At 32.2% G+C, this 25,882-nt stretch carries 27 protein-coding genes; 22 read left to right on the forward strand and 5 right to left on the reverse strand.

Annotation, left to right across the window (positions count from 1 at the left end; translation table 11 throughout):
- Positions 1-278: 278 nt before the first annotated feature.
- The 7 genes from ACF91D_RS05680 (at position 279) to ACF91D_RS05710 (ending at position 6,236) form a co-directional block, all read left to right on the forward strand.
- A complete protein-coding gene (locus tag ACF91D_RS05680) occupies positions 279-722 on the forward strand; it encodes a DM13 domain-containing protein (RefSeq protein ID WP_069793389.1) in 444 nt (147 codons plus the stop codon).
- An 84-nt stretch (positions 723-806) separates the two neighbouring features.
- Positions 807-1,259: a DoxX family protein gene (locus ACF91D_RS05685; protein WP_238347245.1), complete on the forward strand. Its 453-nt coding sequence runs from the start codon at positions 807-809 to the stop codon at positions 1,257-1,259.
- Complete coding sequence (locus tag ACF91D_RS05690; RefSeq protein WP_039068167.1) at positions 1,234-1,917, forward strand: response regulator transcription factor; 684 nt, start codon at positions 1,234-1,236, stop codon at positions 1,915-1,917. The genes ACF91D_RS05685 and ACF91D_RS05690 overlap by 26 nt, the downstream gene beginning before the upstream one ends.
- The gene (locus tag ACF91D_RS05695; RefSeq protein WP_069793391.1) at positions 1,918-2,946 is read left to right on the forward strand and encodes a sensor histidine kinase; all 1,029 of its coding nucleotides are present in this window, start codon (positions 1,918-1,920) and stop codon (positions 2,944-2,946) included.
- 416 nt (positions 2,947-3,362) lie between these two features.
- Positions 3,363-4,076, forward strand: a complete 714-nt coding sequence (locus ACF91D_RS05700; protein ID WP_107548543.1) for a transglycosylase family protein — start codon at positions 3,363-3,365, stop codon at positions 4,074-4,076.
- A gap of 614 nt (positions 4,077-4,690) precedes the next feature.
- A complete protein-coding gene (locus tag ACF91D_RS05705) occupies positions 4,691-5,437 on the forward strand; it encodes a transglycosylase family protein (protein WP_107550234.1) in 747 nt (248 codons plus the stop codon).
- Between the two features lie 220 nt (positions 5,438-5,657).
- The gene (locus tag ACF91D_RS05710; protein WP_039068163.1) at positions 5,658-6,236 is read left to right on the forward strand and encodes a dihydrofolate reductase family protein; all 579 of its coding nucleotides are present in this window, start codon (positions 5,658-5,660) and stop codon (positions 6,234-6,236) included.
- A gap of 205 nt (positions 6,237-6,441) precedes the next feature.
- Here the strand turns inward: ACF91D_RS05710 and trhO are convergent, their stop codons facing one another.
- Together trhO and ACF91D_RS05720 are read right to left on the reverse strand one after the other, a co-directional pair.
- The gene (gene trhO / locus ACF91D_RS05715; protein ID WP_039068162.1) at positions 6,442-7,395 is read right to left on the reverse strand and encodes an oxygen-dependent tRNA uridine(34) hydroxylase TrhO; all 954 of its coding nucleotides are present in this window, start codon (positions 7,393-7,395) and stop codon (positions 6,442-6,444) included.
- Between the two features lie 318 nt (positions 7,396-7,713).
- The gene (locus tag ACF91D_RS05720; protein ID WP_039068161.1) at positions 7,714-7,932 is read right to left on the reverse strand and encodes a hypothetical protein; all 219 of its coding nucleotides are present in this window, start codon (positions 7,930-7,932) and stop codon (positions 7,714-7,716) included.
- 145 nt (positions 7,933-8,077) lie between these two features.
- Between ACF91D_RS05720 and ACF91D_RS05725 the strand changes: the two genes are divergently transcribed.
- The 6 genes from ACF91D_RS05725 to ACF91D_RS05750 all read left to right on the forward strand — a co-directional run bounded on the left by ACF91D_RS05725 (position 8,078) and on the right by ACF91D_RS05750 (position 15,164).
- Positions 8,078-8,548 carry a peptide-methionine (S)-S-oxide reductase gene (locus tag ACF91D_RS05725; RefSeq protein WP_069792677.1) on the forward strand — a complete coding sequence of 157 codons (471 nt, stop codon included), beginning with the start codon at positions 8,078-8,080 and terminating at the stop codon, positions 8,546-8,548.
- A 188-nt stretch (positions 8,549-8,736) separates the two neighbouring features.
- A complete protein-coding gene (locus tag ACF91D_RS05730; RefSeq protein WP_039068159.1) occupies positions 8,737-9,816 on the forward strand; it encodes a GntR family transcriptional regulator in 1,080 nt (359 codons plus the stop codon).
- A 143-nt stretch (positions 9,817-9,959) separates the two neighbouring features.
- A complete protein-coding gene (locus tag ACF91D_RS05735; RefSeq protein ID WP_069792675.1) occupies positions 9,960-11,582 on the forward strand; it encodes a xylulokinase in 1,623 nt (540 codons plus the stop codon).
- Complete coding sequence (locus ACF91D_RS05740) at positions 11,560-12,255, forward strand: L-ribulose-5-phosphate 4-epimerase (protein WP_069792674.1); 696 nt, start codon at positions 11,560-11,562, stop codon at positions 12,253-12,255. Before ACF91D_RS05735 ends, ACF91D_RS05740 begins: the two co-directional genes overlap by 23 nt.
- A gap of 12 nt (positions 12,256-12,267) precedes the next feature.
- The gene (gene araA, locus ACF91D_RS05745) at positions 12,268-13,689 is read left to right on the forward strand and encodes an L-arabinose isomerase (RefSeq protein WP_069792673.1); all 1,422 of its coding nucleotides are present in this window, start codon (positions 12,268-12,270) and stop codon (positions 13,687-13,689) included.
- Positions 13,690-13,760: 71 nt separating this feature from the next.
- Positions 13,761-15,164, forward strand: a complete 1,404-nt coding sequence (locus ACF91D_RS05750; RefSeq protein WP_039068155.1) for a sugar porter family MFS transporter — start codon at positions 13,761-13,763, stop codon at positions 15,162-15,164.
- Between the two features lie 103 nt (positions 15,165-15,267).
- Here the strand turns inward: ACF91D_RS05750 and ACF91D_RS05755 are convergent, their stop codons facing one another.
- Positions 15,268-15,399 carry a beta-class phenol-soluble modulin gene (locus ACF91D_RS05755; protein ID WP_017723991.1) on the reverse strand — a complete coding sequence of 44 codons (132 nt, stop codon included), beginning with the start codon at positions 15,397-15,399 and terminating at the stop codon, positions 15,268-15,270.
- A 488-nt stretch (positions 15,400-15,887) separates the two neighbouring features.
- Positions 15,888-16,454, reverse strand: a complete 567-nt coding sequence (locus ACF91D_RS05760; RefSeq protein WP_069792672.1) for a TetR/AcrR family transcriptional regulator — start codon at positions 16,452-16,454, stop codon at positions 15,888-15,890.
- Between the two features lie 139 nt (positions 16,455-16,593).
- Between ACF91D_RS05760 and ACF91D_RS05765 the strand changes: the two genes are divergently transcribed.
- Both ACF91D_RS05765 and ACF91D_RS05770 read left to right on the forward strand, forming a co-directional pair.
- Positions 16,594-17,322: an ABC transporter ATP-binding protein gene (locus tag ACF91D_RS05765; protein ID WP_069792671.1), complete on the forward strand. Its 729-nt coding sequence runs from the start codon at positions 16,594-16,596 to the stop codon at positions 17,320-17,322.
- Positions 17,319-18,413: an ABC transporter permease gene (locus ACF91D_RS05770; protein ID WP_069792670.1), complete on the forward strand. Its 1,095-nt coding sequence runs from the start codon at positions 17,319-17,321 to the stop codon at positions 18,411-18,413. The genes ACF91D_RS05765 and ACF91D_RS05770 overlap by 4 nt, the downstream gene beginning before the upstream one ends.
- 69 nt (positions 18,414-18,482) lie before the next feature.
- On the opposite strand, the gene ACF91D_RS05775 is transcribed toward ACF91D_RS05770, so the two are convergent.
- Positions 18,483-19,028 carry a PadR family transcriptional regulator gene (locus ACF91D_RS05775; protein ID WP_069792669.1) on the reverse strand — a complete coding sequence of 182 codons (546 nt, stop codon included), beginning with the start codon at positions 19,026-19,028 and terminating at the stop codon, positions 18,483-18,485.
- 92 nt (positions 19,029-19,120) lie between these two features.
- Between ACF91D_RS05775 and ACF91D_RS05780 the strand changes: the two genes are divergently transcribed.
- The 7 genes from ACF91D_RS05780 (at position 19,121) to ACF91D_RS05810 (ending at position 25,869) form a co-directional block, all read left to right on the forward strand.
- Positions 19,121-19,654 carry a phenolic acid decarboxylase gene (locus ACF91D_RS05780; protein ID WP_039068150.1) on the forward strand — a complete coding sequence of 178 codons (534 nt, stop codon included), beginning with the start codon at positions 19,121-19,123 and terminating at the stop codon, positions 19,652-19,654.
- 155 nt (positions 19,655-19,809) lie between these two features.
- Positions 19,810-20,910, forward strand: a complete 1,101-nt coding sequence (locus ACF91D_RS05785; RefSeq protein WP_039068149.1) for an amidohydrolase/deacetylase family metallohydrolase — start codon at positions 19,810-19,812, stop codon at positions 20,908-20,910.
- The gene (locus ACF91D_RS05790; RefSeq protein WP_039068148.1) at positions 20,888-21,994 is read left to right on the forward strand and encodes a DgaE family pyridoxal phosphate-dependent ammonia lyase; all 1,107 of its coding nucleotides are present in this window, start codon (positions 20,888-20,890) and stop codon (positions 21,992-21,994) included. The genes ACF91D_RS05785 and ACF91D_RS05790 overlap by 23 nt, the downstream gene beginning before the upstream one ends.
- A complete protein-coding gene (dagF, locus tag ACF91D_RS05795) occupies positions 21,994-22,743 on the forward strand; it encodes a 2-dehydro-3-deoxy-phosphogluconate aldolase (protein ID WP_039068147.1) in 750 nt (249 codons plus the stop codon). The genes ACF91D_RS05790 and dagF overlap by 1 nt, the downstream gene beginning before the upstream one ends.
- Positions 22,736-23,752, forward strand: coding sequence for a sugar kinase (locus ACF91D_RS05800; protein WP_327620830.1), 1,017 nt, complete (start codon positions 22,736-22,738; stop codon positions 23,750-23,752). Before dagF ends, ACF91D_RS05800 begins: the two co-directional genes overlap by 8 nt.
- A gap of 7 nt (positions 23,753-23,759) precedes the next feature.
- Positions 23,760-24,485: a GntR family transcriptional regulator gene (locus ACF91D_RS05805; RefSeq protein WP_069792668.1), complete on the forward strand. Its 726-nt coding sequence runs from the start codon at positions 23,760-23,762 to the stop codon at positions 24,483-24,485.
- A gap of 49 nt (positions 24,486-24,534) precedes the next feature.
- Positions 24,535-25,869, forward strand: coding sequence for a GntT/GntP/DsdX family permease (locus ACF91D_RS05810; protein WP_327620829.1), 1,335 nt, complete (start codon positions 24,535-24,537; stop codon positions 25,867-25,869).
- Positions 25,870-25,882: the final 13 nt, after the last annotated feature.

A 25,882-nucleotide genomic window follows, 5' to 3' on the forward strand; every position in this document is an offset into this window, starting at 1 on the left:
TTATAAATTATCACATTTATCATGAAAAAAGAAGCGCTATGGAATCAATTAAATCAGTTGATTTCATAGCTTTTTTATATGCGCTTATTTAGAAAACGGCTAGACAACTATAAGTTTAATTGCCTAGTAATTTAAATATTTATATTAAAGTCTTAACTGAAACTTTCATTATATTTAAGAAAGAGTTAAGAAAGGTTAATAATCAGTTAATGTTAAATGATTTATATGCGCCGTATTATTAAACTATGAAAAAAATAAATTGAGAGTAGGTATATATTATGAACATAAAAACATTATTTATTTCGGGAACGGTAGCGACATCATTATTACTAGGAGCATGTAATAATATGGACACTAAGAAAGAAGATATGGAAGAAGAAACAAAATCTGAGACAAAAATGGATAATAAAGATATGGGTGAAAGTAAAAGCATGAAGGAAGGTATGTTTAAAGGCGAAAATAAAGAAAAAGTGGAAGGTAAGGCGATGATTCATGATAATAAATTGATGTTAAAAGATTTCCAATCATCTAAAGGCCCAGATTTACATGTATATCTCACTAACGATGGCGATATTAAAAAAGGGAAGAAAATCGACAAAGTTGATTATGATAAATCAGAGCAAACATTTGATTTAAAAGGTATTAATACTGATGAATACAATACCGTAACAATTTATTGCGATAAAGCCCATGTAACCTTTGGCTCAGCAGAACTAAAATAATAATTGGTTAGTATGTGGATTGGCTTCTAGAATAGATGACGAGTCAATCCACGTAATATTTTAAAGGAGTGGATTAATGAGATGATATCGAAAATTATATTGCTTATCATTCGATTAGGATCAGGCTTTTATATGCTATTCCAAGGCTATGAAAAATTGACAGGCGGTTTTGCAATAGATGGATTAGTATCAGTAATTAAAGAAAACCAAGATTCTCCGAGGTGGTTTAAATTTTTCTTTGAGGCTGTTGTGGCGAATCATTTAGAAATATTTAAATGGATGGTGCAACTTGGAGAGATTGCTATAGGCCTTAGTCTGATTCTTGGTGTACTTTCATATACAGCAAGCTTTTTTGGTGTTTTTATAATGTTAAATTATATTCTTGCAGATATGATTTTCACATACCCAATTCAATTGTTTTTCTTTATAATTATATTAATGAATAAAGAGATAATAAATTCAATAAGCTTAAATCATTTTATAAAAAGAAAACAATTAAGGAATGATGAAAATGACTCACATACTTATAGCGGATGATGAAAAAGATATTAGAGAAATCTGTAAAACTTATTTTGAATTTGAGGGGTATCAAGTGACGCTTGCAGAAAATGGTAAAGAAGCACTTGAATTCTTAGATGAAGCTATAGACTTATTAGTGTTAGATATTATGATGCCTGAAGCGGATGGCTATGACGTAGTTAAAGAAATGAAAGCTCAACAGCTAGACATTCCATACATTTATTTAACGGCTAAAACAAGCGAGTCAGATACAATTTTTGGGCTAATGTTAGGCGCAGATGATTATGTAAAAAAACCATTTAGTCCACGAGAACTTGTGATACGAGCGAAAAATTTATTGAATAGAGTAACAACTAAACCTACAAGACATGAAGTTATCAATTGTGGAAATCTTAAATTAAATAATATGACTAAAATTGTAGAAATTAATAGTAAAGTTATACCGTTTCGTATTAAAGAGTTTGAGTTACTTTGGTACTTTGTGACGCATGAAGATGAAGCTATTTCAAAAACTTCATTAATTGAAGAAGTTTGGGGTTATGAATTTTACGAAGATGTCAATTCACTTAATGTCCATGTTCATCGTATTAGAGAGAAATTGGAAAGTAATCATTTTAATGAGTATACTATTTCGACAGTTTGGGGACTTGGTTATAAGTTTCAAAGGAGTGTTTAAATGACGATTCGAAAACAATTAATTTATTCATTTATGGGGTCATTATTTATAACGACACTTCTAGTTTTTATATTATACAAATTAATGTGGTTTGACGTTCATCAAACTATATTACTCACACTTTGTTCCTTTGTATCGAGCTTGATGACTATGGCCATCGCAATATTCTTCTCTGTTCCAACGATTCACAAAATTGAAAGATTAAATGATCGTACTGATCAAATTGCCAAAGGAAATTATAAAGTAGAAGGTTTAAACATTCAATCACCGAAAGAATTAAAAGAATTAAGTGATGCTTTTAACCAAATGACCATAAGAATCGACAAACAAATGAATCAAATTAAAGCAGAACAAGATGAAAAGTTATGTATGGTTCAGAATTTAGCGCATGATTTAAAAACGCCGTTAGCTAGTATTAAGTCATATTCAGAAGGACTTAATGATGGCATGATTTATACTGAATTGGCTAAGCAAGATGCTTATCAAGTGCTTATTAGACAAGCAGGCCGTTTAAATCAAATGTTTGATGACTTAACAGATGTCATGTCTGTAAATAATAAACGTTCCGATACGCGAATAAATATTGATCAATTGTTAATGCCCATTTTAGAATCATATCAACAGTGTTTGAAAAAGAATAAGCGACACATAGAAATTAATATTTCTCCTAATATAAAACCTTTTTATCAAGATAAAATTGCATTAGAACGGATTATTACGAATTTTATAGATAACGCATTGAAATTTTCAGATACTGATAAAGTAGTGACAATTACTGTATTTGAACATGAACGTAATATGCTAGGAATTTCAATAAAAGATGAAGGTATAGGTATAAAGCAAGTACATTTAAAATATATTTTTGATAGAACTTATAGAGTAGATAACTCGAGAAATAAAGAAACTGGTGGTTCGGGGTTAGGTCTTTACATTGCGTCGACATTAGCTAAACAAATCGGGGGAAGAATTTCTGTTGATAGTAAGTTTGAAGAAGGTACGACGATGACAGTCTATTTTCCGATAAATTAAAGCATTTAATTTATATAGTCATTCGACAAAAGGTACGGTGTTTAGATAACTAAAGCAACGTACCTTTTGCTATGTTTATTCAAATATAAATCGATATTCTAGTCTAAAAAAGACCCGAATTTTCGCACTAATTACATTAATATTACAAAGGTATAAATTGGTAGATAAAGTATATGAACTTTCATGACAGTTTTTTAAAAGGATTTTATAATAAAAATAACTTTATTGTATGTAATTAGGATGTAAAAAAGACGTCGTTTATTTTAATTTCATTGTAACCTACAAGAGTTTTATGGATGTTATAGTACTATTTGTGAATTCATTGAAGCAGTAAATTATCTTTGTTTAGATAATTGAAATTCAATAACAATTTTAAAAATAAAAACGAAAATTATCTTCTGGGAGGATTATTAATAATGAAAAAAACAGTAGTAGCATCAACATTAGCAGTAGGATTAGGTGTAACAGGATTAGCAGCAGGAAATTCAGCAGACGCTTCAGAGCAAGGTGTAGATAAAGCACAATTAGCTCAACAAGCACAAACTAATCCAGAGTCATTAAACGCAGCGCCAGTACAAGAAGGTGCTTATAACATTGACTTTAATCATAATAATTTAAACTATAGCTTCCAATCAGACGGCCAATATTGGACTTGGAGCTATGGACAAGGTAATGCTTCAGCAGAGCAACCAGCACAAGCTGAACAACCAGCACAATCACAACAAACAGAGCAAACTCAACCACAACAAACAGAGCAAGCATCAACTGAGCAACCAGCTCAACAAGCTGCTCCACAAACTGAACAAACTCAACAACCAAAACAAGAAACAACTACACAAGCTTCAACTTCTTCAAATGAGTCAAGCTCAAGTGAAGCTTCAGAAGGTTCATCAGGTGTGAATGCACACTTACAACAAATCGCGCAACGTGAATCAGGTGGCGATATTCATGCTACAAACCCATCATCAGGTGCTTCAGGTAAGTTCCAATTCTTACAAAGTACATGGGATTCAGTAGCACCAGCTGAATATCAAGGTCAACCAGCTGCTAATGCACCAGAAGCAGTACAAGACGCTGCAGCACAAAAATTATATGATGAAGTTGGCGCTTCACAATGGGTTACTGCATAATATAATTGAAATTCAAATTTTAACTATATAAATTTTAAGAGGTTAGACATTAATAAATGTTCTAACCTCTTATTTTTTATGTTTAGTTAATGGGTTTATTGAGATAAATTTTATTTAAATATTAATGAATGGTTTAGTTTTTCAATATATAGAAGGAGATTATTTTATGATTTGGTATTTTTAAATATCATAAAAATGTTTTGTGAAAAATTAATGTTTAAATAGTTTTATAGTTAGACAGAATGAAACATTCTATCTATCAGTATATTCTAAAATGATTTATCTTAAATTTGTGAAAAATAAAAGTTATATACGTTTAATTTTCACACTAATTACAAGCATATTACACAACGCAAAAGTGTATTTATACACCTTTGTACCTCCATGAAAGTTTTCCACCGCTAATCTACATATGTTTATCATGCTTTTTAACGTAATGACGATGTAAAAAATCGATTGCTTTTTTAATTTGGCTGTAACCTACGCGCTTTTTATGGGTGTTATAGTAGTAATTACAAATTAGTTGTAAAAAGTAAACAACTTCAATTGTTGAAATTGCGATCTAATTTTTAAATTTAAAATATGGAAATTATCTCTTAGGAGGATTATTAATAATGAAAAAAACAGTAATTGCATCAACATTAGCAGTAGGATTAGGTGTTACAGGATTAGCAGCAGGAAATTCAGCGGATGCATCAGAACAAAATTTTGATCAAGCAAATTTAGCGCAACAAGCTCAAAATAACCCAGAACAATTAAATGAATCAGCATTACATGATGGTTCATATAACTATAATTTTAATCAAGACGGATTAAATTACAATTTTAATTCAGATGGTGAAAACTTTACTTGGAGCTATGGTGAAGGATCAGGAGAAGGTTCAACTAGTTCATCAGCACAAAGTGCAGACAATAGTGGACAACAAAACGGACAAGCGTCACAAACTGAACAAGCTTCAAGTGAACAGTCTGCTCAAGCACAACAATCAACTCAACAAAGTGCACCACAACAAGAGTCAACAAAACAACAACAACCACAACAATCACAACAACAAGAAGCAACTACACAATCTTCAGCTAGCTCAAACGAATCAAGCTCAAATGAAGCTTCAGAAGGTTCATCAGGTGTGAATTCACACTTACAACAAATCGCGCAACGTGAATCAGGTGGCGATATTCATGCTACAAACCCATCATCAGGTGCTTCAGGTAAGTTCCAATTCTTACAAAGTACATGGGATTCAGTAGCACCATCTGAATATCAAGGCCAACCAGCTGGTAATGCACCAGAAGCAGTACAAGACGCTGCAGCACAAAAATTATATGATGAAGTTGGCCCTTCACAATGGGTTACTGCATAATATAGATATTCAGTAACAAAAATAGTATAAATTTTAATAATGAAGATAGCGGTTGGGGCATTTAAATGTCTCAGTCGTTATTTTTTATTTTGATAAATTCTTTAAATATCGATAAATCATTGATGTAAATATGGGTATACATAAAATAATAAAGATTGTAGTTTTTAATGAAAATTTCAAGCAACATAAATATTTGGGAATTTAGTTAGGGGCAATTAATATGAGAAAACTTGTAGTGTTTTTACACAGTTCTTTGGATGGATTTGTTGAAGGTTCTCAAGGTGCTATGGATATTGATTGGATTGCTTATAATAACGAATTAGAAAATTTTGCTGATGAAGTGTTGCAAACTGCTGACACAATTGTTTGGGGGCGCAAAACCTATGAAATGATGTATGATTACTGGCCGACAGTTCCATCAGATAAACATGCTTCTGAACATGAACTGAAACACGCTAAATGGATTGAAAATGTTGAAAAAGTCATATTTTCAAAAGCTTTGAATAGTGTCGATTGGCATAATTCACGTTTAGTTAAAAAGAATGTTAAAGATGAAATTATCCAGATGAAGCAACAAGAAGGTAAAGATATTGTAGTATTGGGAAGCCCTCGACTCGCACATTATTTGATGCAATTAGATATAGTGGATGAATATAAAATTACCATTTCGCCTACATTGATTGGTAAAGGATTGCCATTATTTCAAAATATACATGAACGAGTAGAATTGAAATTACTTGATAGTAAAACATTTAAATCGGGTGCTTTAGGCCTTATTTATCAAAAAAATAAAGAATAAACAAAAGGTAGAAGTTGGCTAAGTTGCTGACCTCTATTTTGAAAAATAACTATACAAATATAAATAAACCTTAGGTGAACCATCGCCTAAGGTTTGTTTCAGCTTCAAATAACGATATTAAAAAAGTCGATTAAGTTGAAAACATACTTATAGTTAGTCTGTCAGTTCAATCGATTTTTTAGTACGTGTACGCGCTTAATGAGATTTATTGATTTACTAGTTCTTTAAAATTATCTAAGCGATTCGCTTTTTCTTCGTCACTAATATCATGTTTTTTTACGTAACGATTATTTTCATGAGCTGCACATTCATGAGAGCAAGCACCTAAGTAACGTGCTTCATTTTCTTCTGATACTAGTATTTGTTTATTACATTCAGGATTGCTACAGTTTATATAACGTTCACATGGCGTGCCGTCAAACCATTCTTTACCTACAACTGTTTTATCTACATGGTTTACTTCTACACTGATACGTTCATCGAAAACGTACATTTTACCATCCCAGAATTCACCTTTTGTTTCTGGGTCTTTTCCATAAGTAGCGATACCGCCTTCAAGTTGACTCACATTTTCGAAACCTTCTTTTAATAAATAACCTGAGAATTTTTCGCAACGAATACCACCAGTACAGTAAGTTACAATTTTTTTATCCATAAATTGGTCTTTGTTTTCTTTAATCCAGTCAGGTAAATCTCTAAATCTTGTAATATCAGGACGAACTGCACCACGGAAATGGCCAAGGTCATATTCATAATCATTTCGTGCATCAATGACGATTGTATCGTCGTCTAATAACGCTTCTCTAAATTCTTTTGGAGATAAATAATCACCTGTTAGCTCTCTTGGATTTACGTCATCTTCAAGATCTAAAGCTACAATTTCTTGTCTTGGGCGTACATGCATTTTCTTGAAAGCATGTCCTTCAGCTTCATCGATTTTAAAAGTAATGTCTTTAAATCTTTCGTCAGATTTTAATGCAGCCATATATTTATCGGTAGCTTCAATCGTACCAGAAACTGTACCATTAATGCCTTCTGTCGATACTAAAATACGGCCCTTAAGTTCTAACTCTTTACAAAAATCTAAATGTTCTGTGGCAAAAGTTTCGGGGTCTTCAATAGTTGTATAATTATAATACAATAATACTCTGTAATCCATAATACTATTCTCCTCTAATTGATTTTTTCTCTTATAGTTTTTATATAAAATTATTAGTTTGACGATATTCGTGCGACAGTAGTTCATAATAAATATGGTTAAATTAACATCGATTAATTATTTTTATAAAATGACGAAATTATCCTCACTATATTGTAACAAAAAAAGGACAATATTCAATTTAAAAATTTCGCAAAATCAAATATTTATATAACCGTTTTAAAACTATATTTATGTAACCAATATGAAAAAATGCTCTGTTCAAGCATAGCATCTTCAAAAGATGATAATTGAAAAGAGCATAAAAATGAATATGAATTATTTATTTTTATTAGTAAATATAAGTGACACGATTAAACTAATTGTACTGACTGCAAAAACGATATTCATAATTGCTAATATCTCTATAATAACAACATCTTTACCTAATCTTTCAAAAGCATTTTCTTGCAGTTCTTTCTCAGAATTAAAGTTACTATCAGTTCGAGAAGGTTTTTCCTCGATATCCTCTAATAATCTTTCTTTAACCTTAGGCATATAATACCTCCTTATCGTCTATTTAATTTTCCCTTTTTAAATTAAAATCAATCATCTGAAAATATGAAACATTGAATTGTGTAACTATGGTTACTATACTTTCATTAACTGACGGAAAAAATAAAATTAAACAGGAGAGATGAGTATGGAAACAGTATACTTAGCAGGTGGATGTCTATGGGGTGTACAAGCCTTCGTCAAAACACTTCCTGGTGTTGTTAATACTGAGGCGGGTAGAGCTAACGGTATTTCGAATACGTTAGATGGCGAATATGACGGTTATGTTGAAGTTGTTAAGACGGATTTTGACACCGAAAAAGTAACAATAGCAAAGTTAATGGAGTACTTATTTGAAATTATTGATCCATACAGCGTAAATCAACAAGGGGAAGATATTGGTTTAAAATATAGAACTGGTTTATATAGTGAAAATCCTAAACATTTGAAAGAAGCTCAAGATTTTATTGATTTATATGAAAATAATCATTTAATTGCAACAGAAGTGTTACCTCTAACAAATTACGTAAAAAGTGCGACAGAACATCAAGATCGTTTATCAAGATTTCCAAATGATTATTGTCATATACCTAAAAAACTTATGGCTAAATACACTTAGTTGAGTAGTTATAAAGTGCATTTTGGAGATATAAATATGAATACTAGACATGTGGATATTTTTAGTTTATCTATATAATAAATGGCACAATTATATTTTTTTATAGCGAATGATTCAGATAATGAATTAGACGTATGCTATAATATACGTTATTACTAAATATTGGTGCGATTAGGAGATTTTTAATTATGAATAAGCCCAAATATCAAATTGTAGCGAATGAAATAAAGGAAAAAATAATAAATAAAACGTATCAAGTCGGAATGTTGTTACCGACAGAAAAACAATTTCAGGATAGATATAATGTAAGTCGCTATACGATAAGACAGGCGATGGATCTACTTGTTAAAGAAGGATTTATAAGAAAGAAAAAGGGTTCAGGGTCTTATGTAAGCTATAGTTATTTAAATACACGCCAAGCGAATGAAACTAAAAAAATAGGTGTCATCGTGACGTATTTATCGGACTATATTTTTCCGAGTATTATTAGAGGTATAGAAAATGTATTTAGAAAAAATGGCTATTCCTTAATACTAGCAAGTACGAATAATAACCACGAAGAAGAACGTAAATGCTTAGAAATGATGTTGAATCAAGGTGTGACTGGACTAATTGTAGAACCTACTAAAAGTAACGTTTATAATCCAAACCTATCTTATTATTCACTATTTAAACAACGTGATATTCCAATTTTAATGATAAATGCAAAATATGATGAATTGAATTTACCTTATACAGCAATTGATGATGTGAAGTCTGGTTATTTAGCGACTAAATATTTGATAGATCATGGGCATGAGCACATTGCATTGATTACGAAAATTGATGACAATCAAGGTAAACTAAGAATGAAAGGGTATTTTAACGCTTTTGAAAGTAATCATATTTTATTTAAAGGTGAACATATCTATACATTTGATACTGAAAGTAAACCACAGGTAATTGAACAAATTGTAGAACATATTTGCAATAAAAAAATTAACATAACTGGCTTAGTTTGCTATAACGACGCTATCGCATATGAGGTCATGCAGGAATTGAAAAAACGAAATATGCGAATACCGAATGACTTATCTGTTGTAGGACAAGATAATTCAGTGTTAAGTAAATTGAATGAAATGGATTTAACAACAACGTCTCATCCGCAGGAATTGCTAGGTAGTAGAGCAGCTGAATGGATGATTAGTACGATAGATAAAGATAAACAACAAACCTCGCAACTCATAGATACATATATTATAGAACGTAATTCAGTGAAAAAAATTTAAATACTGGCTCAAATCAATAATTACATTGGTTTGAGCCCTTTTTATATCCTTTAATATGTACGGACATAATATAATTTTTGTTGACATGTACGGACAAATAATATAAGGTGTATTTGAAAACGGTTTCAAAGGGGCGATAAAACATGAATGATTTGAATCGGAATTTAAAAAGTGAAGATATTTCAATAGGTATTGAATTAGGCTCTACTAGGATTAAAACCGTAGCTATAGATCAGAATTTGAGCACAGTTGCATCTGGCCATTTTGAGTGGGAGAACCAATTCATCGATGGATATTGGACATATTCGATTAATGATATTTGGGTAGGGTTGCAGAAGAGTTATAGTGCAATGACGACGGAAATAAAAGAAAAGTATGATTTAACCCTAAGAAAAGTGAAGTCTATTGGGGTGAGTGGTATGATGCACGGTTATCTGGCTTTTGATCAAAACGAAGACTTGCTGGTGCCATTTAGAACTTGGAGGAATGGAAATACAGCTAAAGCGGCAACATTACTTAGCGAAGCATTTCAATTTAATATACCTGAACGCTGGAGTATTGCACATTTGTCTCAGGCTATATTAGATAATGAGTCACATATAAATCGAATAACTTATTTAACTACATTAGCTGGATATGTACATTGGTACCTAACTGGTGAAAAAGTTTTAGGTATTGGTGATGCTTCAGGCATGTTTCCGATAAATATTGATACAAAGGACTATAGGATAGACTTGTTAAATGAGACAAATAACATATTTAAAGCAAAGGGTTTTGGACAGTCAGTTGAAAAGTTATTACCTGAGGTTAAATTAGCAGGGGAAAGTGGAGGGATACTTACAAAAGATGGTGCAACGTTATTAGATCCTTCTGGTAACCTTGAAGCTGGCATTTTGATGTGCCCACCAGAAGGAGACGCTGGTACAGGTATGGTTGCAACAAATACGGTTGCTCAGAATACAGGTAATATATCTGCTGGCACAAGTGCGTTTGCCATGATTGTATTATCAAATACTTTGAAAGATATGTATCCGGAAATTGATGTTGTGACGACTCCTGATGGCAGCGAAGTAGCTATGATTCATACTAATAATTGTACTTCAGATATTAATGATTGGATGAATTTGTTTGGTGAAGTATTAAACGTCATGGGTGTTGATTTTTCATCAGATGAGTTGTACGGACATATTTTCGAGCGTTCATTAAGTAGTGATGATAACATAGGCGGTCTGCTTTCATATAATTATGTATCTGGAGAGAATATTACAAATGTACACACAGGCTATCCATTATTTATCCGCGAACCTAATTATCAGTTCAATTTAGCAAACTTTATGAAAATGCATTTATTTAGTGCATTTAGTACTTTGAAAATTGGCATGGATTTACTTAAGGAAAATGAATATATCAACATAGATAAATTGATTGCTCATGGTGGAATATTTAAAACGAAAGACGTTGCTCAACAGATACTAGCTTCTGCACTTGAACAGCCCATAACGGTTATGGAAACTGCAAGTGAAGGAGGGGCATGGGGCATTAGTGTTTTAGCGTTTTATGCCGCATTAGATACTGAAGTACCGCTAGATGAATTCCTTAATGAATCCGTATTTATAAATACGAGAGCTAGCACATTACACCCAGTAGAACAAGAAGTTATTAATTTTAATAATTATGTAGAAAAAATGAAAAAAGGATTATCGATTGAACAATCCATAACTAAATATTTAGGAGGCGATATGAATGCTCGAAGCGTTAAAAGCTGAAGTATATCAAGCGAATTTAGAATTGCCTAGTAGAGGCCTAATTAAGTATACCTGGGGTAATGTTAGTGCGTTCGATCCAGAATCACAGTTATTTGTTATTAAACCAAGTGGTGTAGATTATGATGAAATGAAGCCTGAGGATATGGTTGTTTGTAACTTAGAATGTGAAGTTATTGAAGGGGATTTGAAGCCATCTTCAGATATGCCAACACATGCAGTGCTGTATAAAAAATTTGATGGCATTGGTAGTGTGGTCCATACACATTCACCTTGGGCTACTACTTGGGCACAATCTGGGCTGCCTGTGCCTGCAATGGGTACTACACATGCGGATACATTTTATGGTGATATTCCTTGCGCAAGATTTTTAACAACAGCAGAAATAAATAAGGATTATGAGTATGAAACAGGTAATGTCATCGTTGAAACATTTGATGAAAAAGGGATAAATCCACATGAAGTACCTGCTGTTTTGTTACATGGACATGCACCATTTATATGGGGAGAGAATTGTGACAAGGCTGTTATGAATGCAGTTGTTTTAGAAGAAGTATGTAAAATGAATATATTTACGCGACAGTTAAATCCTTTTGCAGAAACATTGCCTAAAGCAATACTTGATAAGCATTTTGAAAGGAAACACGGAAAAAACGCCTATTATGGTCAAAATTAAGGGGGAAGTAAAATGACAAATGTTAAAAAATTCTGGTTTGTAGTTGGATCACAAGCACTATATGGTGAAGAGGCTTTAAATCAAGTTAAGCAAAATGCCCAAAATATCGCTGATGGGTTGAATGAAAGTGGGCAATTACCTTTTGAAATTGAATTACAACCGAAATTGGCAGTTTCAGCAGATGTGATAACTGAAATTATGAAAGAAGCTAATTATCGTGACGATATTTTAGGTGTTCTTACTTGGATGCACACATTTTCGCCAGCAAAAATGTGGATAAGAGGTACTAAATTACTACAAAAACCGTTATTACATTTAGCGACACAATATAATGAAGATATTTCCTGGGAAAACATCGACATGGATTATATGAACCTACATCAATCGGCACATGGTGATAGAGAATACGGTTATATTAACCGTCGCTTGAATAAAAATAATGAAGTTATATTTGGGCACTGGAAAGACACAAACGTTCAACAGCAATTAAGAGATTGGATGCTTATAGCCAATGCTTATAGCGAAAGTTTTAATTTAAAAGTCGCTAGATTTGGTGACAATATGCGCAATGTGGCAGTAACAGAAGGAGATAAAATAGAAGCGCAAATTCAATATGGTTGGACTGTTGATTACTACGGTATCGGTGATTTAGTTGAATATATTAATCAAGTTACTGATGAAGATGTAGCTGCATTATTTAAAACATACGAAAACTTATACGAATTTGATTATAGAGATTATAGTAAAGCGGCATTTAACAGTTCTGTAAAAGAACAAATTAAGTACGAAATAGCGATTAAGCAATTCTTAGATGAAGGTGGCTATACTGCTTTCACTTCAAACTTTGAAGATTTACATGGTATGCAGCAATTACCAGGTTTAGCAGTACAAAGGTTAAATGGACAAGGTTATGGATTTGCTGGTGAAGGTGACTGGAAGACAGCAGCTTTAGATCGTTTATTGAAAATTGCTGCAGAAAATGAAGCAACAGGATTTATGGAAGATTATACGTATGATTTAAGAAGCGGCCATTCACATATTCTAGGCTCACATATGTTAGAAGTTGATCCGACACTTGCTGAAACGAAACCTAAACTTGTTGTGAATCCGCTTGGTATAGGGGGTAAAAATGACCCGGCAAGATTAGTATTTGATGGTAAATCTGGTGAAGGCGTTGTTGTAACGATGCTCGATTTAGGGACACGCTATAAATTTATTATTAATGAAATAGAAGCTAAAAGCCTCGATGAACCAGCTCCTCATTTGCCTGTAGCTAGAGTGCTTTGGGAAGTGAAACCATCATTAGAAAAAGGTGTAAAACGTTGGATAGAAGAAGGCGGCGGACATCATACTGTACTTTCTCTAAAATTAACACGTTCACAAATAGAAATACTATTGAAAATGTTTGATGCCGAATACACACTAATTAACTAATTTTCAAAAAACGTTTGTCGTAAATCTATGCATAGGTGATTAAGTTTTTCATTAAAAAGAGGGTGAATGGGATGAAAGTTAATAGTAAGGTTTCAAATCGTTTTATCTATTTCTTCGGAGCTTTTGGTGGTATATTATTTGGTTATGATATTGGGGTTATGACAGGAGCGCTACCGTTTTTAAGAGAAGACTGGGGTATTGAAAGTGGATTTATTATAGGTTTAATTACATCTTCAGTTATGTTAGGTGCGATATTTGGTGGTATTTTAGCTGGCAAACTGTCGGATAAACTAGGTAGAAGAAAAATGATATTAATTTCAGCGATTATTTTCGTTATTGGTTCAATCTTGTCAGGTATTGCGCCACATGATGGTAATTACTTTTTGATTATATCTAGAGTTATACTTGGTTTAGCAGTGGGTGCAGCATCAGCTTTAGTTCCTGCTTATATGTCTGAAATGGCACCAGCAAAATATCGTGGTCAATTATCAGGAATGAATCAAACTATGATTGTATCTGGAATGTTATTATCTTATATTGTTGATTATTATTTAAGAGGATTACCTATGGAAATTGGTTGGAGACTAATGTTGAGTATCGCAGCAATTCCGGCACTGATTTTGTTTTTAGGTGTCTTAAAACTACCAGAATCCCCAAGGTTCTTAATTAAAAATAATAGGTTTGAAGAAGCTAAACTTGTATTAAGTAATCTTAGAAATAATTATAAAGTCGATGAAGAATTTGAAGAAATTAAAAAAACAATTCAAAAAGAGAATAATGTGAAAAATAATCAGTCATTAGCCACATTATTTAATGGTAAATATAAATATTTAGTAGTTGCAGGATTAGGTGTAGCAGCATTTCAACAGTTTCAAGGGGCGAATGCAATATTTTATTATATTCCATTAATTGTAGAACAAGCCACTGGAAATTCTGCGAGTGATGCACTTATGTGGCCTATTATTCAAGGTGTCATACTTGTATTAGGATCATTACTCTTTATTTGGATAGCGGATAAATTTAATAGAAGAACATTGCTTATGCTAGGTGGTACCGTAATGGGATTATCGTTTATATTGCCTGCTATTATTCATATATTTTTACCCAATGCGAATCCGATATTGATAGTAATCTTTTTAAGTATTTATGTTGCCTTCTATTCCTTTACATGGGCACCACTTACATGGGTTATTGTCGGTGAAATATTCCCGTTAGCAATTAGAGGTTTTGCTTCGGGTAGCGCATCATCATTAAATTGGATTGGTTCTTTCTTAGTTGGGCTTCTATTCCCAATTATGACAGCTTACTTTTCACAACAAATTGTTTTTGCAATCTTTGGTGTTATCTGTATTCTCGGTGTATTATTTGTGAAAAAATTTGTTCCGGAATCAAGAGGGCGTACGCTTGAAGAGATTGAAGCAATTGGAGAGTCACGCGATTCGAATAAGGTTAATGCGCAAGTGAAAAATATATAATAATTTAAATGGAAAACAATCTGGTAAATAATAAAAGACCTTTTCTATGAAACTCCTCAATTAAGAAGGGGTTTCTAGAAAAGGCCTTTTTTCATGCATATGTTTATTTAAAGAAACCTAAAATGAAGTCTACACCTTTACCTAAAACCTCTGCGATGCTTACGCCCATTGTAGCCCAGTCATGTGCTAAACCTGCATTTACTGCGTTGCCAATTGCTTCTACGATTCCTGCCATGTGAAACACTCCTTTTTTTAGAAATTTAAAATTAAAACATTTGCTTTAATTTGTTAAATACAATATAACTTGTTTTATTAATTAATTGCATAAAAATGCCTAACTAAACGTTTTTTATGCCTAAGTGTAATAATAGTTTTTTTATAGGAATTGTAAGTATAGTATACAAATTTTAATTATTTGTAAAATTTTTAATATTGCGTAGCACTTTTATAGAGACTGTGGCATAATGGTAAGTTATGCAGCTGAGTTTATAGTGAATAAGGTTGAAGTTAATGTAGTGAAGTATAAAAAATAGGAGTAGGGCAATGGAATCATATTTTCAAAAATCGGTTCCGTTACCTCTTTTGTTTTTGTGAAAAGTGGTGGGAGAATTTTTAACATTGTTGTTAGTGAACATATGATTAGTATTAAATGTGCGTGGTTGGAGACGATGATTTTATTAAATAAAGGTCTAGATAGCAATAAGAAAGGAGGGCAGAAAAATTTCAGCCCAACAACGAAGCGGGGATAATCTTATTAATAATAATTGATAGTTCCTCTATAGTTTCTGGTTTTCCGTTATCTACCCAGTCTTGAATAATACCAAAAATCGCATTGCTCAAAAAAATCACAAAATAATGTTGTTCTCTTTCACTTAAATTAATCGTTTTTACTGAAGGTAGAATATTTTTTTCTGCATTTTTTTGCAACATTGATTTTACTTGATTTTGAATTTCCGTAGAGCCATTTTTAGATATGAGCAATAATAAAAGTTCGGCTTCATTATTCCAAAAATTAAGCATGTGATAAAAAAATAAACGACGGTCTGAGTTTAAAAATTCATGAATTTTCTTACTGCCACTTTTTATAATTTCTGTCTGATATTGATGGACTAAATCATATTTATCTTTGTAATGTAAATAAAAAGTTCCTCTACTTACATTAGCTTCATTACAGATATCTTTTACCGAGATATCATCGAATCTTTTAGTTTTTAAGAGCGTTATTAAAGCTTCGCGAGTATTTTTCTTCGTCTTCAATATGCGGGCATCGGTAAATAATTCTTTAGTCATTCGTTTCACTCCTAATATTATTAGACATATTTTTTAAATGTGTTCAGTAACGATAACCTTTTTATTGTTTTTATATTTTATAGGTATATAATCGCATTATGAATGATAATTGACACTTTGTCTAATAAGGGGGCTAAACATGTCTGAAGTTGCAGCTAAACTAATAAGTGCGACAAAATGTTATGGCAAAAAGAAAGTTTTAGACCATATTGATATTGAATTACCATTTGGAAAAATTTTAGGGTTAATAGGCCCAAGTGGTTCGGGTAAAACGACGACGATTAAGTGCCTTATGGGTATGGAGAAATTGGATAAAGGTCATGCTCAAATATTCGATACTAGTATACCTAACCGTAAAATTCTTCATGAAATTGGTTATATGGGGCAAAGTGATGCGCTATATGAATCGTTAACTGCTCGAGAAAATTTAGTGTTCTTCGGTAATTTGATGAGTTTAGGTGGCGCTAAGCTAAAACAAGCAATTGATAAGAATATGAAGCTAGTTAATTTAGAGAATGAATTACATCAAATTGTGAATACATTTTCAGGTGGCATGAAGCGCAGATTGTCTTTAGCGATTACGCTATTGTCAAATCCTAATTTAATTATATTAGATGAGCCAACAGTGGGTATTGATCCGAACCTTAGAAAAGATATATGGAAACAACTTAACATACTCACAGAGGAAAATAAGTCAGTAATTGTGACAACGCACGTCATGGGAGAAGCGGAACGCTGTGATTACATTGGATTGATTATGGAAGGCCGTTTATTCACTATGGGAACGCCAAAAGAACTGAAAGAAAAATTCGGTGTAAATTCTATAGAAGAAGTGTTTATAAAGGCTGAAGCGGAGATGAAATCATGAGATTTAAAGCCGTTTTTATAAGAGTTGTTAATGAATTGTTAAGAGATAAAAGAACATTGGCTTTAATGTTGTTCGCACCGATTTTAGTATTAACATTGCTGTATTTCGTTTTTGATACAAATTCAGAAACAAATTTGAAAATAGGTGTTACTGACAATGTGCCTAACAAAATTGTAAATGAATTACCTTCAGATAAAGTGGATATAGAGAAGGTTGATTCATTAGATTCTGTAAAAGATACGATGGTAGATTCAGAGCTGGATAGTTATATTACGAAAGATGGGTCTAAAATAGAAGTAACATATGCTAATGAAGACCCTAGTAAAACTGATGCTACGAAACAGTTACTTGCTAGTGCACTTCAGAAAAATAAAATGCAAGGTATGATGAAAATTGTAGAAAAAATTCCAGATAATATGCAACAAGGAAATAATCAAGCCTCAGAGAACGTGGAGTTGGATAATCATTATCTATATGGTGATGCGGATAGTACGTACTTTGATAAAATGTTCCCAATTTTAATTGGTTTCTTTGTTTTCCTTTTCGTATTTTTAATATCTGGTATTGGATTACTTAGAGAGCGTACTAAAGGTACACTTGAACGTTTATTAGCAACGCCGATTAAAAGAAGTGATATTGTGTTTGGCTATTTAGCAGGTTATGGTTTGTTTGCTATATTACAAACGTTACTCATCGTGTTTTATGCGATTATTATATTGAATATAGAACTTGCAGGTAGTATATGGTGGGTATTATTGGTTAATATTTTAATCGCATTGGCCGCATTGGCTATGGGAATATTCGTTTCAACTTTTGCTAATTCTGAGTTTCAAATGATTCAGTTTATACCAATTGTAGCAATCCCTCAAATCTTTTTCTCAGGTATTATTCCTTTAGAAAATATTGCTAATTGGGTAAGTTTCATAGGTTATCTATTTCCTTTAAGATATGCAGGTGATGCATTGACGCACATTATGATAAAAGGACAAGGATTGGAATATATTTGGTTTGATATTTGTATATTATTCGTCTTTATTATTGTGTTTACCATTTTAAATATTATTGGGCTTAAACGTTATAGAAAAGTTTAATTTTATGTTAACTTGAAAAATCAAAAGCTCCTTTCTTAACAGTGTTACTGTTTGGAAAGGAGTTTTTTTTTAATGCTTAAAATTTTGGTGACAAGCTTTCAACCAATTGATATTATGTGTTTCTCTTTCAATAGCATAATCTAATACAAGGTAATGCCCGTAATGTTGTTCTTGAGATGCTTCATTGCTAAATAATGCTACACGTCTTTCTTTTAAATGTTCTAACTTTACTTCATGTAAATGAATTTGCTCGTCGAACATTACTGGTAATATAGGGTCATTTTTGTCATTGATAAAATACAATTTTAAATTGAATTCATTTTTATGAACTGACAACTCAGGTGTTGGGGAAACTAGCCAATCATTTAGTAATTGTCGTCCTGCATCTGTAATAGCATATATCTTTTTTTCTAACTTTTCTCCTGTTATTTCAATCGTTTTATCAATTAAACTACGCCCGTATAATTTTTTTAATTCAGGATAAATTTGACTGTGATTTGCTTGCCAAAATTCACCAATATCACGTTCAAAAGCTTTCTTTATGTCATAACCAGACATGTGCTCATTTTTCAAAAGGCCTAACAGTACATATTGTAATATGTTTTTTTGTGCCATAACATCCTCCTTGACGTTTTATCGAATAAAGTATAGCATTTATATGTAATCAAAAACATGTAATTAATTACATGTTTGGAAGGAGCTTTTTTATGACTAATAATTTTGAAACATTAGAAGATTTTTTAGGTACACATCTTATATATACTTATGATAATGGTTGGGAATACGAGATGTATGTGAAAAATGAAAATACGATTGATTATCGTATACATGGTGGTATGGTAGCTGGTAGATGGGTTAGAGACCAAGAAGCTAATATCGTGAAATTAACTGAGGGTGTCTTTAAAATAACTTGGACTGAACCAACAGGTACAGATGTAGCATTAGATTTTTTACCTAATAAACAGATTATGCACGGTACAATTTTCTTCCCTAAATGGGTTGAAGAACATCCAGAAATTACAGTGACTTACCAAAATGATCACATTGATTTAATGGAAGCATCCCGTGAAAAATACGATACTTATCCTAAATTAGTCGTACCTGAATTTGCGAAGATTTCATATGTTGGTAACGCAGGGCAAAATAATGAAACTGTTGTTAATGTCGCGCCATATGAAGGCATTTTAGAAGATATTAGAAGCGGTAAGTTTTTTGATGAAAATTATCAACATTCAAAATAGTAATTACATTAATTAAATAAGAAACATTAAATACTGATTCTGTCTTTTTAAAGAGAAGAATCAGTGTTTTTTATTAAATTTAATCATTATAACGTTATAATGATTGCGCTTACAAACATTATAATGTTATGATGTTTTTCGAGAGGTGAAATACATTGAAAAGCACAGGTATTATTAAAAACATTGAAACTTTAAATAAAAAAAGAATTGATATATTGCTTGAAAAAGGGGTTATTAAAGAAATTTCAGATGGAAATACATTACAAGGAAAAGTAATTTTCAATGGTTCAAATTCTTTTGTTTCAACTGGTTGGATTGATTTACATGTTCATGCTTTCTCTGATTTTAGTCCTTATGGAGATGAAATAGATGAAATAGGCGTTAAACAAGGGGTTACTACAATCGTAGATGCAGGGAGTTGCGGTGCTGATAGAGTTAGTGAGTTACACGAAAGAGCGCAACAAAGTTTAACTAATGTATATTCATTTTTAAATATATCTAAAATAGGACTTGAAAGAATAGATGAATTATCAAATTTGAGTTGGATAAATCAACAAGCGTGTATTAAAGCTGCTCAACAATTTGAAGATATGATTATCGGATTAAAGGCGCGTATTAGCAGTAGTGTAGTTAAAGATAATGGTGTAGTGCCTTTGGAGAGAGCTATAAAAATTAGCGAGCAATTAAAATTACCAATTATGACACATATTGGATCCGCACCTCCTAAAATACAAGATGTAATTCCGCTACTTAGAAAAGGCGACATTATTACACATTTTTTAAATGGTAAGTCTAATAATCTATTTGATCAAAATGGAGAGCCTTTAACAGTTTTAAGAGAAGCCATAAGTCGAGGAGTGAAGTTAGATGTTGGTCATGGTAATGCAAGTTTCTCATTTAAAGTAGCACAACAGGCGCAACGCAACCATATTCAATTTAATAGTATAAGTTCAGATATTTATAAAAAAAATAGAATAGAAGGTCCAGTATTCAGCTTATCTAATGTACTTACTAAATTCTTGTACCTCGGTTATACATTAGAAGAAATTATTAAAGGTGTCACAGAAAATCCAGCCCAAATTATAAATAAACCTGACTTAGCAAAACTTAAAGAGGGAATGACAGCTAACTTAACCTTATTTGACGTTATAGATTCGCAGCAAAATATTATAGATTCACATGGACACGAAATTACAATTACAAAAGTAATTAAAGAAAGAGGCGTGGTAACAAATGGAAAATTCATTGAATTATAAATACGACTTAAAACAAGTTATAAATGCAAGTGGGAGAATGAGTATTCTGGGTGTGTCTTCTCCAACAAACTCTGTAATGGATGCTATGAAATTTGGAGGACAAAACTATGTAGAAATTGCAGATTTAGTTGATAAATCTGGCGCTTATATTGCTAATAGAATTAATGCTGAAGATGCTGTAGTCGTAAATTCAGCGTCTAGCGGAATCGCATTATCTATTGCAGGTGTTGTTACTGAAGGAAATGAACGTAAAAGTCAAAAGCTTCACAACGAAAGCATAGATAAAAATGAAATCATATTATTTAAAGGACACAATGTTCAATATGGTGCACCTATTGAGACAATGATTTACTTAGGTGGCGGTCGTGCAGTTGAAGTAGGGTATGCAAACGAAGGCAAAGAAAATCATGTACAAGAAGCAATAAATGAAAATACAGCAGCCATTCTTTATGTGAAATCGCATCATGCGGTGCAAAAAAATATGGCCTCTGTTGAAGAAATATATCAAGTAGCTCAAAACTATAATATCCCGTTAATTGTGGATGCTGCTGCAGAAGAGGAGCTGACGAAATACATCCAGTGTTCAGATTTAGCCATTTATAGCGGTTCAAAAGCAATTCAAGGTCCAACCACTGGTATAGTCGCTGGTAAAAAACAATTGATTGAATCTGTGAAAACTCAATTACATTTTATAGGACGAAGTATGAAAGTAGGAAAAGAATCAACTTTTGGGTTATTACAAGCATTAGATGAATACTTCGATAAAGTTGATAATTCAGAAGCAGAAAAAAGTGAATTAGAGAAATTGTCACCCATTAACAACTATGAAGGTATTCGATTAGAAATTGTTCAAGATGAAGCAGGAAGAGAAATTTATAGAACACGCGTACATGTAGATTCATCTATTTTAAATATGTCTGCAGAAAAATTTGTTGGAAAATTGAAAAATGCTGATGTTGCAATTTATACACGCGATTATGGAGTGAAACAAGGGTTCTTTGATATTGATCCAAGGCCATTAAAACAAGGTGAAATTGAAATTATTTATGAAACAATTGTTCAAATTATACAGGGGGAAATTTAATGAAAATACATGATAGATTTTATAAAGATAGAGTTGCTTTGAATGTCTTAGCTAAAGGGGAAGAGAATATCAAAGCAGTATATCAAGCAGCTGATGAAAATATCGTCATAGGTGTGTTATCGAAAGATTATGATGATGTAAATAGTGCGGTTACAGCGATGACACAATTTGGAAAGGAGGTTGACGACGCTATTTCGATTGGCTTAGGTGCTGGAGACAACCGACAAGCTAAAGTAGTAGCTGAAATCGCAAGATACTATCAAGCTGCACATATTAACCAAGTATTTACCGATGTAGGACAAACAACTGCCAAAAATAATGAACAATCTTGGGTCAATGCATTAGTCTCTCCCACAGGTAAACCAGGCTTCGTAAATATTTCTACTGGTCCTATTAGTAGTGAAGGAGAAGAGAAAGCAATTATACCTATTGAAGCAGCAATTAATTTAATTAAAGATATGGGGGGCTCTTCAATCAAGTTTTTCCCTATGAAGGGCTTAGAAACAGTTGAAGAATATAAAGCAGTAGCCGAAGCTTGTGGAAGAGCAGAATTTGGGTTAGAGCCAACGGGTGGCATCACTAAAGATAATTTTGAAGATATCGTGAAAATTGCTTTAGATTGTAAAGTTCCGAGAATTATACCGCATGTTTATTCATCTATTATTGATAAAGAAACAGGTCTTACAAATATAAATGATGTAGAATGGCTTACTTCTAAAATTAAGCAATTAGTGGATTTATATGAATAAGCACATTGCAGCTTATGGGGAAATTATGATGCGGTTAGAAGTCCCCGATAATCTGTTATTGAGACAGGCGGAAAATTTAAAATACTCTTTTACTGGAACAGGAGTTAATGTTACGGGATTATTGTCACAATTTGGCTATGACACGAGCCTAATCAGTGCGGTACCAGAAAATTCAATTGGTACAGCTGCTATTGGTGCGATAAGAAGATTAGGTATTCACAGTGATTTTATTATCAAAAACAATGATAACTTGGGTATGTATTTCTTAGAGCAAGGGTTTGGTAATCGTCCTAGTAATGTGACATATACAAATAGACAGCAAAGTAGCTTTAACACAACAGATATCTCAGAATATGATATTGTTCAATCCATGAAAGGCGTTGATGTGTTGCATATTTGTGGTATATCTTTAGCTATGAATAATCTAACTCAGAACAATATTCTTACTATTGTGAAAGTGGCAAAAGAACAAGGTATTAAAATTGTTTTTGATTGTAATTTTAGGCCTTCTTTATGGGGTGATAATGGTAATCAGCGTGCAAAACCATACTATGAAACCATTTTAAGAGAAGCAGATATTGTAATTATGAGTGAAAAAGATGCAATTAACACACTCAATTTAACAACTACTAAGGAAAGTAAAGAAGAACAATTAGAAGAATTATTACTTGTTGTAGCTGAAAAATTTAATATAGATATTATTGCTGGTACTATCAGAACAATTCAAGGAAGTAATAAAAACAACATCAAAGGATATTTATTAAAAAATGGAACAATGTATTATTCGGAATCTTTTGAAGTTAATATCTTAGACAGAATTGGTACTGGAGATGCGTATACATGTGGCGTAATCCACGGTGAATTATCAAATATGGATCCTCAAGAAATGGTTACATTTTCAACCGCAGCTTGTGTATTGGCACATACAATTTCCGGAGATACACCATTATTTGATACTGATGATATAATAAAAATCGTAAATGAAGAAAAAAATGATATTGAGAGGTAATTGATTTATGACGAAATTATCATCAGATAAAGGTCCATTATATTTACAAATAAAAGAAATTATTGAAGACCGTATTATTCATGGTATCTATACTATTGGAAACTATATACCAACTGAAATTGAATTTGAAGAAGAGTTTAATGTAAGTAAAGTAACAGTTAGAGCGGCTATTAAAGAATTAGTTACGCTAGGCTACTTGGAGAGAAAAAGCGGTAAAGGTACAACAGTCATTAACCACAAACAAATGAGTAATGAGACCAATAATAAAAATTTCACAGAAAAACTTGTAGAACAAGGAAATAAAATTCATAAACTTATAAAAGACATTGTAGTAGAGACACATGAAAAAAATAGTGAGTTATTTCAAATGTTTGGCGAGAAATCTTATAAAATTACAAGAGTCTATTTATTAAATGATAAACCATACATTCTATTTAATCATTATTTACCACATCCATTAAGTAGTTTGGACGAGTATGGAGAATTAAAGGAGAATAATGATCTTTCTATATATAAAATTTTAGAAGATGAGCAAATAGAAATAAAAGATATTGAGGATAACTTCTCTGTAGGTTTCAATGAACAAGCCACAGCGTACTTGAATCTTCAAACATCAAATCCTTTACTTGTAAGGGAGAGAGTGTCGTATTCAGAAAATCATCAAATTGTTGAATACAGTATAGGTTATTACAATAGTGAATTGAAAAAATATAGTATCAGTTTGAAAGGATAAGCAATCTCTTGTTATTTATTGGTAGCGCCAACATAATTGGGGGAAAAAGATGGATTCTAATATATATTTATTAATCATTACGCTACTTTCGATCGTTATTGTCATATTAGGCGTTGCATGGTGGAAATGGCATGCATTTATAAGCTTAACAGTGGCAGGTTTATTTTTAGCTATCATGGCAGGTTTATCTCCTGAAAAGATAGTTACAGCATATGAAACGGGTGTAGGAGATGTTTTAGGCCACTTAGTAGGTATTTTAGCGTTAGGAACAATTTTAGGAAAACTAATGTCTGATTCTGGAGCAGGTATGCAAATATCTGATTATCTTGTCAAAGTCTTAGGTTATAAAAAATTACCATGGGCTATGATGCTATCGGGCTTTATTATCGGAATACCTGTATTTTTTGAAGTGGGGATTGTAATTTTATTACCACTTGTGATTTCAATTCATAAAACGACTAAGACGAATATATTACTTATTGCTATACCACTATTAGCAGGATTATCAATTGTGCATGGTATTGTACCACCACACCCTGGTGCTATGACAGCAATTGGCATATATGAAGCAAATTTAGGTAAAGTATTGTTATACTCGCTGCTTATTGCATTACCTACAGCAATCATTGCAGGACCTGTTTTTGGCAAATTTATAAGTAAAAAGGTAATACCAGAAAAAGAACCAAATATTATTAAAGTAAACAATAAAACAAATGGTTTACCAAGTGTTATTGTTTCGTTTTTAGTAATTATTTTACCAGTATTTTTAATGTTGCTATCTATCTTGACACCTTATTTAGGAGATATTCCTAGCATATTAAAAAATACATTGTTATTTATAGGTAATCCAGTAATAGCATTATTAATATCTTGCTTTGCTGCATTCTATTTATTAGGATTCAAACAAGGTATGACGAAAAACGTAATTAAAGATTTGGTTGAAGAGTGTATCTTACCAATTGGTTCTATTATTTTAATTATAGGTGCTGGCGGGGGCTTTAAACAAATACTTATTGAGACTGGTGTAGGAGATTCAATTGCACAGATGACAGAAAATCTCTCACTATCGCCATTACTATTAGCCTTTTTAGTAGCAGGCTTAATACGTGTCGCTACAGGCTCTGCCACTGTTGCTTTAACCACAGCTGCGGGAATAGTATCACCAATTATCCAACATATGTCTGGTGTGAATTTAGAATTGTTGGTAATAGCTACCGGAGCAGGGTCATTAATGCTCTCTCATGTGAACGATGCCGGATTCTGGATGGTTAAAGAGTATTTAGGTTTAAATGTAAAAGAAACTTTTAAAACGTGGACAGTCATGGAAACTTTATTGTCATTTGTGGCATTTACAATTGCTTTTGTAATAGATGGTATTATTTAGGTGGAAATCGTTT

The sequence above is a fragment of the Staphylococcus sp. 231237_7MaSpsaltlick genome, from assembly GCF_043107035.1.